Origin of the sequence: Bradyrhizobium sp. AC87j1 (assembly GCF_002936975.1) — a bacterium.
Lineage (GTDB): Bacteria > Pseudomonadota > Alphaproteobacteria > Rhizobiales > Xanthobacteraceae > Bradyrhizobium > Bradyrhizobium shewense.
In genome coordinates this window covers 46,002-59,819 of the sequence record NZ_PTFE01000001.1, presented here as the reverse complement: position 1 = coordinate 59,819, position 13,818 = coordinate 46,002, and the positions used below count along the sequence as shown (strand labels likewise).

At 65.2% G+C, this 13,818-nt stretch carries 12 protein-coding genes; 5 read left to right on the top strand and 7 right to left on the bottom strand.

All coding sequences use genetic code 11. The features are described 5' to 3' along the window. Positions 1-2 precede the first annotated feature (2 nt). The gene (locus CV770_RS00275; protein WP_104460938.1) at positions 3-1,541 is read left to right on the top strand and encodes a glucosamine inositolphosphorylceramide transferase family protein; all 1,539 of its coding nucleotides are present in this window, start codon (positions 3-5) and stop codon (positions 1,539-1,541) included. Here CV770_RS00275 and CV770_RS00270 read toward each other — a convergent pair. The 7 genes from CV770_RS00270 to CV770_RS00240 form a co-directional block, all read right to left on the bottom strand. Continuing rightward, positions 1,524-3,245: an FAD-dependent oxidoreductase gene (locus CV770_RS00270; RefSeq protein WP_104460937.1), complete on the bottom strand. Its 1,722-nt coding sequence runs from the start codon at positions 3,243-3,245 to the stop codon at positions 1,524-1,526. The genes CV770_RS00275 and CV770_RS00270 overlap by 18 nt on opposite strands. Before the next feature lie 46 nt (positions 3,246-3,291). Then, positions 3,292-3,759 (bottom strand): MarR family winged helix-turn-helix transcriptional regulator, encoded by a 468-nt coding sequence (locus CV770_RS00265; RefSeq protein ID WP_104460936.1) that lies wholly within the window; start codon positions 3,757-3,759, stop codon positions 3,292-3,294. A 175-nt stretch (positions 3,760-3,934) separates the two neighbouring features. Then, complete coding sequence (locus CV770_RS00260) at positions 3,935-4,882, bottom strand: ABC transporter substrate-binding protein (protein ID WP_104460935.1); 948 nt, start codon at positions 4,880-4,882, stop codon at positions 3,935-3,937. Positions 4,883-4,945: 63 nt separating this feature from the next. Beyond that, positions 4,946-5,986, bottom strand: a complete 1,041-nt coding sequence (locus CV770_RS00255) for an ABC transporter permease subunit (RefSeq protein WP_091952707.1) — start codon at positions 5,984-5,986, stop codon at positions 4,946-4,948. Beyond that, positions 5,979-7,502 carry a sugar ABC transporter ATP-binding protein gene (locus CV770_RS00250; RefSeq protein WP_104460934.1) on the bottom strand — a complete coding sequence of 508 codons (1,524 nt, stop codon included), beginning with the start codon at positions 7,500-7,502 and terminating at the stop codon, positions 5,979-5,981. The genes CV770_RS00255 and CV770_RS00250 overlap by 8 nt, the downstream gene beginning before the upstream one ends. Before the next feature lie 130 nt (positions 7,503-7,632). Further along, complete coding sequence (gene xylB / locus CV770_RS00245) at positions 7,633-9,078, bottom strand: xylulokinase (protein ID WP_104460933.1); 1,446 nt, start codon at positions 9,076-9,078, stop codon at positions 7,633-7,635. Between the two features lie 13 nt (positions 9,079-9,091). Then, positions 9,092-10,015, bottom strand: coding sequence for a LysR family transcriptional regulator (locus CV770_RS00240; protein ID WP_091952713.1), 924 nt, complete (start codon positions 10,013-10,015; stop codon positions 9,092-9,094). A gap of 107 nt (positions 10,016-10,122) precedes the next feature. Here CV770_RS00240 and CV770_RS00235 point away from each other — a divergent pair, with 107 nt between their 5' ends. The 4 genes from CV770_RS00235 to CV770_RS00220 are packed head-to-tail and all read left to right on the top strand — an operon-like array spanning position 10,123 to position 13,815. Continuing rightward, positions 10,123-10,446: a Dabb family protein gene (locus CV770_RS00235; RefSeq protein WP_018316008.1), complete on the top strand. Its 324-nt coding sequence runs from the start codon at positions 10,123-10,125 to the stop codon at positions 10,444-10,446. After that, positions 10,443-11,522, top strand: a complete 1,080-nt coding sequence (locus CV770_RS00230; protein ID WP_104460932.1) for a maleylacetate reductase — start codon at positions 10,443-10,445, stop codon at positions 11,520-11,522. The genes CV770_RS00235 and CV770_RS00230 overlap by 4 nt, the downstream gene beginning before the upstream one ends. A 4-nt stretch (positions 11,523-11,526) precedes the next feature. Further along, positions 11,527-12,891, top strand: coding sequence for an amidohydrolase family protein (locus CV770_RS00225; RefSeq protein WP_104460931.1), 1,365 nt, complete (start codon positions 11,527-11,529; stop codon positions 12,889-12,891). A gap of 21 nt (positions 12,892-12,912) precedes the next feature. After that, entirely contained in the window at positions 12,913-13,815 is a 903-nt protein-coding gene (locus CV770_RS00220; protein ID WP_104460930.1) for an NAD(P)-dependent oxidoreductase, read from the top strand. Positions 13,816-13,818 lie beyond the last annotated feature (3 nt).

The following is a 13,818-nucleotide window of genomic DNA, read 5'->3' as shown; positions in this document are numbered from 1 at the left end:
ACATGATCATCGAGTTTCGCTGTGAACGTGAGCATGCGCGGCGGTGGATGGGCCGCGAGACGCTGTTGATCGACGGCCGGCAGGTTCCGGTTCAAATCGCGTGGGCGGCGACGGCAGAGCCGCGCCCCACAGGTCTCGACGCCCTGTTCGAGCTCGAACGCCTGGTGTTGCACAAGGGCAAACACAGCGGCGCCAACAGGCTGAACATCGCTCCGGAACAGACGCAGGTTCGCACCGGGACAGCCGACGTGGTCGTCGACTTCACCGGCGCCGCGCGCGATCCGAACAGCTCCGCCCGGCTGTATCTTCGTCCGCTGTTCAATGGGGTTGCAGGCGAAAACGCCGCGCTCGCCGCCATTCTGGCCGGCGACCTGCCGGTGATCGACATCGTCAACGAAGTCGACGGCTCGCTCGTCGATCGCGGCCATCCATCCGGAGAAATTGCCGCAGGCCTCAGCGGCGCACTCGAAACCGTCATGGCGCGAACGCTGACCATGGTGTCGGCGCTCCTGTCGGGACGGCCGCGGATTGTGCCGCAACTGGCGCGTCCCGCCGAAGATAGCCCGCGCCGGGGTCCCGCAGGCTATGTCGCGCGCGGCCTTGCCGTCTCGATTGCCAAGGAGATTTATCGCCTCTGCTGTTACGCCCCGCATTGGCATGTCGGATGGCGTTTCAACGACGGCGCAGGCGTCTGGCAGACGGGCGACCTGTCTGGACCAGGCTGGAACATTCTTCCCGATCCCGGCAATCACTTCTACGCCGATCCCTTTCCCGTCACGTGGCAGGGCCGAACGTTCGTCTTCTTCGAAGACCTCGATCACCGGGTCGGAAAAGGCATCATTTCGGCGATCGAGTTCGGCGACTATGGGCCGACCGGCGAGGTCGTGCCCGTGCTGGAGGAGCCCTGGCACCTCTCCTATCCCTTCCTGATCGAAGACGGCGGCGATGATTTGTGGATGATCCCGGAGAGCTCGATCCACGGGGACGTCGCCCTCTACAAATGCGTTCGGTTCCCGGACAAATGGGAACGACACGCGACGCTCCTTTCAGGCCTTGAGCTCGCCGACGTCACGATCACGCGGCACAAGGGCCTGCATTATCTGTTCGGCGCCTGGCGCGACGGAACCGGCGGCTATTCGGACTCGCTGGCGATCTATTACGCCGAGCACCTCCTGGGACCCTGGTTGCCGCATGCCAGCAATCCGGTCCTGATCGACCGTGCAAGCACGCGGCCGGCGGGGAATTTCGTGACCATCAATGACCAATTGTGGCGCCCGGTCCAGAACTGTGCCGACGGATACGGTGCGGCGCTCGCGCTGGCGGAAGTGATCGAGCTGTCGCCGACGGCCTTCAAGCAGATCGTTCGCCATTCCTTGAAGCCCGGACCGGTGTGGCCCGGCAGAAAGCTGCACACGCTGAACCGCTGCGGCCGGCTCGAGGTGATCGACGGATCGCGTGTCCAGCCCAAGACCCGCGCCTTCGCGAGCAAGCTTCCGTCCGCCGTTCAGTCTCCGCGCACCAGTTCATACACCGCCGGCTGAAGCCGCCGGCGCGCCGTCGCTTGCGCTGTGCCCCAGCGCGCGGGCGAGGACACGCCCGATCGTTCCGGCCTGTGACGCGCTGCCACGCCAGGCCACGATCTGGTCGGGACGTATCAAAGCAAGGTCGGCATCATAGAGTTCGCGCAAGGATCCCGGCAGCGTGACTAGCTTCACATCCGCCCCGAGCACGCGGACGGTGTCGGCGACCGCAGCCGGCGCCGGCGCAACCTCGCCGAACTGGAGCAACGTCCACTCGAATCCGAACAAATCATACAGGGACACACCGTTCTCCAGCCACGCATGCGGTGCGCGGCCACCGGGACAGGCGCTGGGAATGTAGACGTTCGCAGCATCAGGCGGCGGCTGGCTGCCGTCGGAGACGATGATCGGAGAGCCGTCGTAACGCCCGCCAAAGGTGACGCCGGGAATGTTGAATTCGGCACGGGCGTGCTGTTCGAGATAGATGCCTGCCGTCCGCCGCGCTTCGTTGCCTTCGTCCGTGGCGTCCTCGATGTCTGGCGCGGGCGCGAAGAGACCAAGGGAGTCCGCGAAGCGCCGGGCATAGTCGGTGTTGCGGAGCGCCACCGGACGCCGCTCGACCTCGTAGCTGTCGAGCATCGATACCGGGCTTACGCCCTTGACGACGCTTGCAAGCTTCCAGCCGAGATTGACCGCGTCCTCGATCGCAGTGTTGTAGCCGAGCCCGCCGGTCGGCGTGAACAGATGCGCCGCGTCGCCGCCGAGGAACACCCTGCCCAGCTGCATGCCGTTCGCGACCAGCGCGTGACCTGCGGTCCAGGTCAGGAAGGACAGCACCTCGCATTCGATCGGAGCGCCGCAGGCGCGCTGGAACGCGGCCCTGGCCTCGTCGACCGTGATCGCACTCTCGTCTTCACCCGGCCGCAGCTGGGTGTGAAACGCGAATTCGTCGCGTCCGTTCACCGAGGCCATGAAGGCCCGGCGGTCACCATTGAAGCAATTGTACATCCACGCCTTGGCGTGCGGGATGCTCGCATAGAACTCCGGCGAGCGGAGATACACAGCCAGCATGCGGCCGCCCATGAAGTCGCGCTGCGTCCCGGTCTCGCCGCCATAGACGATGCCGAGCGACTGGCGGACGTGGGAGCGCGGCCCGTCGGCCCCGACGAGGAAGTCGGCCCGGACCTGAAAGCGGCTGCCGTTGTCAAGACATTCGATCTCGCCGACGATGCCGTCGTCGCTTTCGACGTAGCTGACCAGCCGGTGGCCATAGTTCAGCGTGATGCCTGGAAGCCGTTCGGCATGGCGACGCAGCACCGCCTCGACATATTTCTGCGAGACGCGATGCGGGAGCTCGGCCGCGCTCCAGGAGCCCGACAGGCCCTTGATCAGCTCACCTGCGCGCGACGACGACGGCAGTTGAAACCGCGCCAGCTCGTAACCGGCGTAGCGGGTGAAATACGCAACATCGGTCGGATAATCGGCGGGCAGACCTTCGCGCCTGATCTCGTCGGCAAAACCCAGCCGCCGGTAGTGCTCCATCGAGCGCGCCTGCGTCGCGTTGGCTTGCGGATTGAACGCGGTACCCGGCTTCTCGTCGATCAGTATCGCGGACACGTCGCGCCGGCCGAGCTCGTTGGCCAGCATCAGCCCGCATGGCCCCCCGCCCACGATGAGCACCGAGGCCGTCAGACCTGTTTCCAAGACGCTTCTCCCTACCAGCACGATTTTGCATGGTAAGGTTGCCTGACGATATCGTCAAGTGACCTGACTAATCGGCATCCTCAAGCGTGTCGAACCGCTCGCCATAAACCGCCAGCCCTTTCAGGATCGCGTCCATGGCGGGCTTGCCAAGCTCGGTACGCATCTCCCGTTCGGCAATGTCGACGGCGTCGCGGAACGCATCGAGCCATTTGCGCCCGGCCGGCGTGAACATGACGATGCGCGCGCGCCGGTCGGTCGGATCGGCGATGCGATCGACGAGGCCGAGCTCTGCGCATTGATCGACCAGCTCCCCCATCGCCTGCTTGCTCATGGACGCCCGGCGGGCGAGCTCGGTGAGCCGTGTGCCCTCCACGTCGAGATTGCGGGTGAGGCTGACATGGGCAATGCGGGTTTCGTCATGTCCCCGCTCGCTCATCAATTCGAGCACGCGGCCTTCGAAGCGCCGCACCGCGTTGTTGAGCAGGCGACCGATATTGGCATGCCGCCACGCGGTCCCGGATGTCCTGGATTTCACGAGATCTGCTTCCGAATCGACCGACCGAGGTTGTGCGAAGCTAACACAAGAGGCAGCCTGCGCGCTCGTACGGCCGGTCAGCGCATGTGATGGCGGCTCCGGCACGGCGGGCGGCGTGGATCAAAACGCCGCCCGCCATGTCGTGCTTGGAGCGCTGCCGGTAAGGAAGCGCGCTTTACTGGGAACGATCCGAGGTCCAGCCCTTGTACTCGGCGACGTTGTCCCTGGTCACCAGCTTGGACGGCAGCAGCTCGACGGTCGAGGCTGGCTTCTGGCCATTGAGAATGCCGACGCCCACCTGCACGGCCCGCCGCGCCATGAAGAACGGGTCCTGCGAAGCCGAGGCCTGGATCTGCGGCGACTGCGGATCCTTCAGCGCCGCCTCGATATCGGGCGCGCCGTCGACCGCGGTGATGACGATACCGCTGCGGTTCTGCTGGCGCGCCGCAAGGTCGGTGCCGATCGCCTGCGGATCGTTGATGGCGAAGATGGCGTCGATCTTGGGGAAGCGCGTCAGATAACCCTGCGCAACGGTGAGGCCGCCCTCGCGCGAGCCTTTGCCGTCCTGGTCGTTGGACAACACCTTGATGCCGGAATTCTTCGAGAAGACGTTCTTGCAGCCGACGACGCGGTCGATCACCGCCGAGACCTGCGGCCCGTTCTCGATGATGACATCGCCCTTGCCGCCCAGCTTGTCGACGATGTACTGGCACGAGATCTCGCCGGCCTGCACGTTGTTCGTGGTCACGGTGGCGTCGGCGCCTTCGGCCGCGGTGTCGACCGCGACGACGACGATGCCTGCCGCCTGCGCCTTTTTGATCGCCGGCCCGATCGCCTTGGGATCGCCGGGGTTGAGCAGGATCAGGTCGACGCCGGCGGCAATGAAATTGTCGATCTGGGTGACCTGCTTGCCGAGGTCGTATTCGAAGCCGACCGTCGTGATCTTCACATTGGGATTGGTCTTCTTCGCCTCGAACTCGGCGCCCTTCGACAGCGCGACGAAGAACGGATTGCCCATCGACCCCAGCGAGACGCCGATCGACTTGAGCTCCTTGGCGAAGGATGGCGCGGCGCTTAGGGCAAGCGCCGTCGCGGCGCCGGCGAGCGTGATCGTCTTCAACATTGGCTTCCTCCCTGGTCTGTCTTCATGTCAGGCACGGCAGACCAGTAGCCGCACCGGAACCTTTCACGTCCTGGCCGAACCTTGCAGCCGATAGCGGTCGAGCGCGACGGCACCGATGATCACCAAACCCTTGATCACATATTGCCAGATGTCGGAGACGCCGACGAGGATCAGGCCATTCGACAGCACGGCGATGATCAACGCGCCGACCAGCGTGCCCCAGATCGAGCCGATGCCGCCGACGAATGAGGTGCCGCCGAGGATCACGGCGGTGATGGCGTCGAGTTCGTAGGACTGGCCGAGCTGCAGGCCGTTGGCCGCATAGAGCCGCGCCGCCTGCATGGCGCCGCCCAGCCCGGCGAAAAGCCCGGAGACGCCGTAGACGAAGATCAGCACGGCCCAGACCTTGATGCCGGCTAACCGCGCCGCACTTTCATTGCCGCCCACCGCATAGATGTGCACGCCGAGCACGGTCCGGCGCAACACCAGCCACGAGACGAGGATGACGAGCAAGGCGATCACCGAGAGCCACGGGATCGACGCGACGCCGGGGATGAGTGTCAGCGAGCCGTTGCCGATGAAGGCGTAGGGAATCGAGGGATTGAACACCGTGGTGTCGGCACCGAGCAGTCGCGCCAGGCCGCGTACCGCGGTGAGAGAGCCGAGCGTGACGATGAAGGGCGGCAATCGGAGCAGCGCGATCAGCGCGCCGTTGACGACACCGAAGCCAAGGCCGGTGAGCAGCGCGGCCGGCAGCCACAGCATTCCGAGCTCCGGCATCTTGGAGAGCGTCAACCCGGCCATCGCGGAAGCCGCCAGGATCGAGCCGACCGAAAGGTCGATGCCGCCGGTGAGGATGACGAAGGTCATGCCCGCGGCGAGCACGGTGTTCACCGCGGCCTGCTGCAGCACGATGCCTAGATTTTGTCCGGTGAAGAAGCGGCCCTCGGACAGGAAATGGAAGCCGCCGCAGAGGATCAGCAGCACCGGCAACATACCGAGCGCGCTGATCAGCACCCTCACCCGCTGGCGCTTTGACTCTGCGGCAGCACCGTTGGTCGCCGTCGATGCCGCCTTGGCCTGCGAAGCACCATTGTCAGGCATCGAGATGCTCCATCCCCGTGGCAAGCGCCATGATGTCTTCCTGGTTCAGTGCGACCGCAGCTTCACGCCTGACCTCACCGGCGATGTGCCCGGCTCGCATGACGACGACACGGTCACAGATGCCGATGATCTCCGGCAGATCGGACGAGATGACCAGGATGGCGGTGCCGGCCTTGGCGAGATTGTCGATGATCGAATAGATCTCGGACTTGGCGCCGACATCGACGCCGCGCGTCGGCTCATCGAGGATCAGCACCTTTGGCGCAATGGCAAGTAGCCGCGACAGCAGCAGCTTCTGCTGGTTGCCGCCGGACAGGCCACCGGCGGGAGCGCCGACATTGGCGGCGCGAATGCTGAGCCCTGCGAAGGCCCGATCGGCGCGCTCGCGTGCCTTGTCGCGATCCAGGAACCAGCCGAGCTTCGCATCGCGGCCAAGCACCGCGAGGTTGATGTTGTCCAGACATGACATGTCCAGAAACAGACCGAGCGCCTTCCTGTCCTCGGTTAGATAGGCGATCCCGGCATCGAGCGCCTCACCCGGCGTGCGGATCTCGACCGGGCGCCCCTCCAGCTCGAGCCGGCCGGAGGTTTTTGGCAACGCGCCGATGATGAGATGCGCAAGCTCGGTGCGGCCGGCGCCGATCAGGCCGGCGAGACCCACCACCTCGCCAGCGTGCACGGTGATCGAGCAGCCCTTCACGCGAAATCCATCAGCCATGTCGATCGCGGCGAGCACGGGATGGCCGCGTCCTGCCTCCGGATCATGGTCCTTCTTGTAGAACGATGAGACGTCGCGCCCGACCATCAGCCGCACGATGGTGTCTGCACGGATCTCGGCCTTGTCGAGCGAGCCGACCAGCCGGCCGTCGCGCAGCACGGTGACGCGGTCGCCGAGCGCGTAGACCTCGTCCATGCGATGCGAGATGTAGATGATGGCGAGGCCCTCGGCGCGAAGCTGGCGGATCAGCGCGAACAGCCGTGCGCTCTCGCCGGCCGACAGCGCCGTGGTCGGCTCGTCCATGATCAGGATCTTCGATCTCGCGTGCAGCGCACGTGCGATCTCGACCAGCTGCCGTTGTCCCATGGACAGATGCGTCACCAGCGTCGACGGCAGGAAGTCCGCGCCGAGCCGTTTCAGGATGGGACCGACGGCCTCGCGCATGGCACCGCGCGCCAGCAATCCAGTCCGCGATATCTCGCGTCCCAGATAGATATTCTCGGCAACGCTGAGATTGGGTGCGAGCGACAGCTCCTGATAGATGATGGAGATGCCCGCCGCGCGGCCGCCGAGCGGGCCTTCGATCCGTACCGGATGTCCTTCGATGCGGATCTCGCCGCCGGGATCAGGTCTGTAGGCTCCGGACAGGATCTTCATCAACGTCGACTTGCCGGCGCCGTTCTCACCCATCAGGGCATGAATTTCGCCGGCATAGACTGTGAGATCGACGGCACGCAGCGCCTTGATGCCGAAGAAGGATTTCGAGACCCCACGCATCTCGAGGATCGGATCGTTCATCGTGCCTCCCGGCGCACAATGCGTTTCCCACCCGCGTCTCAATCATTCTGTCAGCGCGGCTTGCGCATTAAACAAAAGGCAGCGGCACAGGGCAATACCGAACAGACGGGAATGTAGCATCGAGGCGATGCTAGTGGCGGGGCCGATACAGTTCGCGCCACGCGGGAAGCCGTTCGGCATAAGCATCAGTCAGCCCGGTGTCAGGTTCGAACGTCTCGATGCGCTGCGGTCGCGTGCAAACGGTGGCGATCGCCTCACCGGTGACAGCAAGTCGCCCCAATCTCGCCGCACCGAACGCTGCGCCGGTCTCACCTCCGGCGAAGCGGTGGATCGGAACATTCAGCACGTTCGCCAGCACCGCGAGCCAGAAGCCGGACCGTGAACCACCGCCAATAGCATCGGCTTCCGTAATCACAATGCCAGCATCGGCGAGCGCGTCGCGGCAATCGGCCAGTGCAAAGGCAACGCCCTCAAGCACCGCCTGCACGATCGCCGCGCGATCGGTGCCATGGCTCAAACCATCGAGCATGCCGCGCACGACGGGATCGTCGTGCGGCGTCCGCTCACCCGCGAGATAAGGCAGGAAGCTCACCGGCGACGGCGCCTGTGGATGCGATCCAAGCGGCGCCAGCAACTCGGCCTCGGTGACCCCGAACAGGCGCGCGGCCCACGCGAGGCAGGAGGCAGCCGAGAGGATCGCGCCGGCCTGAATCCACATGCCGGGAATGGCGTGGCAGAACGTGTGCACGACGCGGTCGGGGTTGGCGGCTATCCTGTTGGTCGGGGCCAGCAAGGCCCCCGAGGTTCCCAGCGATATGAATGCGGTTCCCGGCTCGGTCGCGCCGATGCCGACGGCGCCGGCCGGATTGTCGCCGGCGCCGCCCGCGATCACCGGCTGCCGGGTCATACCCCAGCGTCGCGCGAGCTCGCTGCGCAGCGTCGTTGCAGGCGCGCATCCCTCGACCAGACGCGGCATGTGCTCGCGCGACAGTCCAGTCGCGGCGAGCGCTGCATCCGACCAGTCCCGGCGCGCGACGTCGAGCCACAGGGATCCCGACGCATCCGAGGCGTCCTCGATGGCTTCGCCTGATAACACCAGGCGCAGATAGGCCTTCGGCAGCAGAACGAGTCTCGTCGCTGCAAAAATCTCAGGTTCGTGCGTCGCAACCCAGAGCAGTTTCGGCGCGGTGAATCCAGCCATCGCCTTGTTGCCCGTCACCGCAGGCAAGGCGGGCCAGCGTTGCTCCAGAATGCGACACTCGGCGGCGGCGCGTCCGTCGTTCCAGAGGATGCAGGGCCGCAGCGGCCTCAAGCTCGCATCGAGCAACGTGGCGCCATGCATCTGGCCGGATAGTCCAATGCCCTTGACCGCGGCCAGCTCGTTTCCATGCGACGCCTTCAGGGCATCGAGCGTGGCAAAGGTCGCCTCGATCCACTGCGCGGGATCCTGCTCGGAATAACCTGATTGCGGCGAGGTGATCGTCAGCGGCCGGCTTTCGCTTGCAATCACGCGCTGGGCACCGTCGACGAGAACGGTCTTGACTGCGGAGGTGCCGAGATCGATGCCGAGATACATGACTGCCTTCCGCTCACTTCGCCGCGTCGATCCAGATCCCCGGCTCGGAATGCTCGCGGATATGGCTGACAAGGAAGTCGGAAAACACCCTGATCTTGGCGGGCAGCCGGACGCGGTTTTGATAGGCGATGTTCATGGTGAGCAGCGGCAATTCCCAGCCCATCAGGACAGGCACCAGCCGGCCGGCCGCGATATCGCTCTGCACGATGTAAAGCGGCTGGATCAGGATGCCGAGCCCCGCGCGTGCCGCACCGCAGATGATCTGGCCGTCATTGCTGTCGAGCGTCGGCGCGATCCGCACCGTCTGCGTCGTGCTGCCCTGGCTGAGCCGCAGCGAATAGGGATCGTTGGCGAGATTGTAGATCAGCATGTTGTGGCGGGCGAGATCGGCAGGGTGCTCCGGCCGGCCGTGCTTCTCCAGATATGACGGCGCCGCCGCGAGCACGCGGTGCATCTGGCCGATGCGGCGGACGATGATGTTGGAATCCGGCTCGTGCTCGCGCGTGCGGATCGCCACGTCGATGCCAGCCTCGATGAAGTCCAGATAGCGATTTGCGCTGATGATCTGCACGCTGAGATCAGGATAGAGCGCGCGGAAGGCGGGCAGCATCGGCGCGAGATAGATCATCGCAAAGGACAGCGAGCTCGTCACGCGCAGCATCCCCTTCGGCGACAGCGCGCGGTCGGAGACGGCATCCTCGGCTTCGGCCAGCTCGTTCAACAATGTGCTGCAGCGCTGCAGAAGCTCCTGCCCGGCCTCCGTCAGCCATAGCCGGCGCGTGTTGCGCTCGATCAGCCGGACTGCGAGCCGCTCCTCCAGCGCGCTGAGGTGGCGGCTGGCGGCCGCGTTCGACATCCGCAGGATTTCGGCCGCCTTGGACAGGCTGCCGAGTTCAGCGGTTTTGGAGAAGACTTCGAGTTGGAGCAGCCGGTCCATTTTTGCTAAAATAGGAAAAGAGACTTACAAATTTTGTCCTTTATTTCCGTTTTCTGCAAGGCAAAATAGCTGCAACGAGACATAATCGCAGGCGAGGAAATCAGGAAATGTCGGGCCCGATCAGGCACATCGTGATGTGGCGGTTGCGCGGGGAAAGCCCCGAGGAGCGCTCCGCCGCCCGGGTCAAGGTCAAGACCCTGTTCGAAGGCCTCAAGGGCCGGATCGACGGCCTCACCCATATCGAGGTCGGCGTTGATGTCAGCGCGGTGGATTACGCCTGCGACGTCGTTTTGTTCTCCGAATTTACCGACCAGGCCGCGCTCTCGGCCTATGCCAACCACCCGGAACATCTGCGCGTGCGCGAGGCGCTTGGCGACTTGCGGATCGGGCGCTTCCAGGTCGATTATCCCATCAAAGAGACCGGCGCATGATCGGTTCGTTCACCTTTGAAAACCTGCCCTGCCGCGTCGTCTTCGGCAGCGGAACGCTTGGCTCCGCCAAGGCCGAGGTCGAGCGGCTCGGCGGTAAACGCACGCTGGTCCTGACGACACCGCAGCAGGAGGCGCAAGGCAAGAGCCTCGGTTCCGCGCTCGGCCCGCTCTATGCCGGCATCTTTCCCGGCGCCACCATGCACACGCCGGTCGACGTCACGGAGCGTGCCCTCGCGGCGATGAAGGCGTGCGAGGCCGACTGTGTCGTCTCGCTCGGCGGCGGCTCGACCACGGGCCTTGGCAAGGCGCTCGCCTTGCGCACCGGAATCAACCAGCTCTGCATTCCCACCACCTATGCCGGCTCGGAGATGACGCCGATCGTCGGCCAGACCGAGAACGGCCTGAAGACCACCGTGCGCGATGCGGCTATCCTGCCGGAGACCGTGATCTACGATGTCGATCTCACCTTGACGCTGCCGGCGGGTCTCGCCGCGACATCGGGCATCAACGCGATCGCCCACGCGGTGGAAGCGCTTTACGCGCGCGACACCAATCCTGTCACCTCGCTGATGGCGGAAGAAGGCATCCGCGCACTGGCCCGCGCCCTGCCCGCCATCGCCGCCAAAAGCGACGACCGCGAAGCTCGCACCGAAGCGCTTTACGGCGCTTGGCTGTGCGGTGTTTGCCTGGGCACCGTCGGCATGGCGCTGCATCACAAGCTCTGCCACACGCTCGGCGGCACGTTCGATCTGCCGCATGCCGAGACTCACACCATCGTGCTGCCGCATGCGCTCGCCTACAACGCGCCGGCGGTGCCCGACGCCATGATGCGCATCTCGCGCGCAATTGGCGCTACCGATGCATCGCAGGGACTTTTCGAACTTGCGAAACGGCTGGGTGCGAAGACGGCGCTGCGCGATATCGGCATGCCCGAGGGCGGCATCGACAAGGCAGCTGATCTTGCCGTCACCAACGCCTACTGGAATCCACGCCCGCTCGAGCGCGGCGCCATCCGCGACCTGATCGCACGCGCCTGGGCCGGCGAGCCGCCGGCCCCAATCAAAGCGGCGGCTTGAGGCGATGCGGCGCACGCTGATCAGATCCGCCAGCGTCATCAGCATGGATGACGCGATCGGCGACCTCGGCACCGGCGACGTGCTGGTCGAGGGCAACCGGATCGCCGAGGTGCGGCCATCGATCGATGTCGCGGCCGACACAGAGATTGTCGACGGCAATGGGCGCATCGTCATCCCCGGCCTGATCAACGCGCATATGCACACTTGGCAGACGGGTCTGCGCGGCTATGCCGCGAACTGGACCCTGCTGGAATATTTCCGCCGCATGCATGCCGGCCTTGCGACCGTGTTCCGGCCCGAGGACATCCATATCGCAACCCTCGTCGGCGCGCTGAACCAGATCAATTGCGGCACCACCACGCTGGTCGACTGGTGCCACAACAATCCGACGCCTGATCATACCGACGCCGCCGTGCGCGGCCTGATCGAGAGCGGCATTCGCGCCGCGTTCTTCCATGGCTCGCCGAAGCCGGAGCCAAAGCCCGGCGAGCCGCATTTCTCGGAAGTGCCGCATCCGCGCCGCGAGGTGGAGCGGCTGCTCGCGGGTCCCCTCGCCGACCGCGACGGCCTCGTCACGCTTGGCCTTGCTATCCTCGGCCCGCATTATTCGACCCTCGACGTCGCCATGCACGACTTCCGCATGGCGCGCGAGCTCAAGCTGATTGCATCGATGCATCAGGGGGGCGGTCCGGCCAAGACGCCTGGCGGTTGGGAGAAGCTGATCGAGGCTGGCCTCGTCGGTACCGGCACCAACATCGTCCATGGCAACGATTTGCCCGACAATCTCCTCGACATAATGGTCGATCTCGGCGTCTCCTTCTCGGTGACGCCCGAGAACGAGATGATCCAGGGCCACGGTTTTCCGATCACCGGGCGGCTGCTCAAGCGTGGTGTTCGGCCTACCATTGGGATCGATCTGGAATCCGTGTTGGCCGGCGATCTCTTCTCCGCGGCGCGCGTTGCGCTCTCGATGCAACGGGCGCTCGACAACGCGGAGTCCCGCAAGGCCAGCGGCGCCATTCCGGTGACGACCACGATCCCCGTTCGCGAAGCGCTGCGCTGGATCACGACGGAAGGCGCTCGCATGCTCGGTCGCGAAGACCAGATCGGCTCGCTGACACCCGGGAAACTTGCCGATCTCGTCATCATCAACGCCTCCGATCTCAACCTTGTCCCGGTACACGATCCCGTCGCCACCGTCGTGATGCAGACGAGCCTCGTCAATATCGAGGCCGTCATGATCGGCGGCGCCTGGAAGAAGCGAAATGGCCAGTTGCTGGTTGACGGGTTGGGAACGAAGAAAGAGCTACTGGCGCAATCCGGCCGGCGGCTGGTGCAGGACATTGAACGACAGGGACGCGCCGCCTGAAGGCGCCAACGGACAACAACAATGACAGACACCTCGAAAAACATCGCTTTCATCGGGATCGGCAAGATGGGACTGCCGATGTCGGCGCTCGTCGCCAAGGCCGGTTTTGCCGTCACCGCATTCGACCAGAGCGCGGCGCGGATGAACGAGGCACGCGCGCAAGGTATTGCGATTGCCGCATCGCCGGCCGAGGCCGTGAGCGGCAAGGCGGCTGTCGTCACCTCCCTGCCCGACGACGTCGCGTTGCGCGGCGCCCTGCTCGGCCCCACCGGCGTCATCGCCGCGATGGCGCCGGGCGCCAGTTTGATCGAAACCAGCACTGTCAGTGTCGAGGCTTCCACTGAAGTTGCCGCCGCGGCACACGCCCGCGGGATTGCCTATCTGCGCGCACCGGTCTCCGGCAATGCCAGCATCGTTCATACCGGCGCCTTGACCTGCTTCGTCTCGGGGCCGAATGACGCCTTCGAAAATGCAAAGCCGCTGTTCGCCACCTTCACCCGCGCGCAGACCTATCTCGGGCCGGCCGAGGAAGCCCGTTACGCGAAACTCTCGGTCAATCTGATGATCGCGGTGTCGGCGGCGATGATGGCGGAGAGCCTGGCGCTGGCGCGCAAGGGCGGCATCGCCTGGCAGGATATCTTGAAGGTGCTCGACGACAGCGCGGTTGCCTCGCCGATGGTGAAATACAAGACCGCGCCGCTACGAACCCGCGATTTCGAGTCGACCTTCTCCTGCAAGCAGATGGCCAAGGATCTCGACCTGATCCTGGGTGCCGGCCATGCCGTCGGCGTGCCGTTGCAGCTCGCGGCCCAAGTCCGCGAGACCTACGGCTCGCTGGTCGCGCAAGGCGACGGCGACACCGACTTCATCGCGACGGTCAAGCACCTGGAACGGCTGTCCGGGCTCGGCGAGCCCAAACTCTGATCG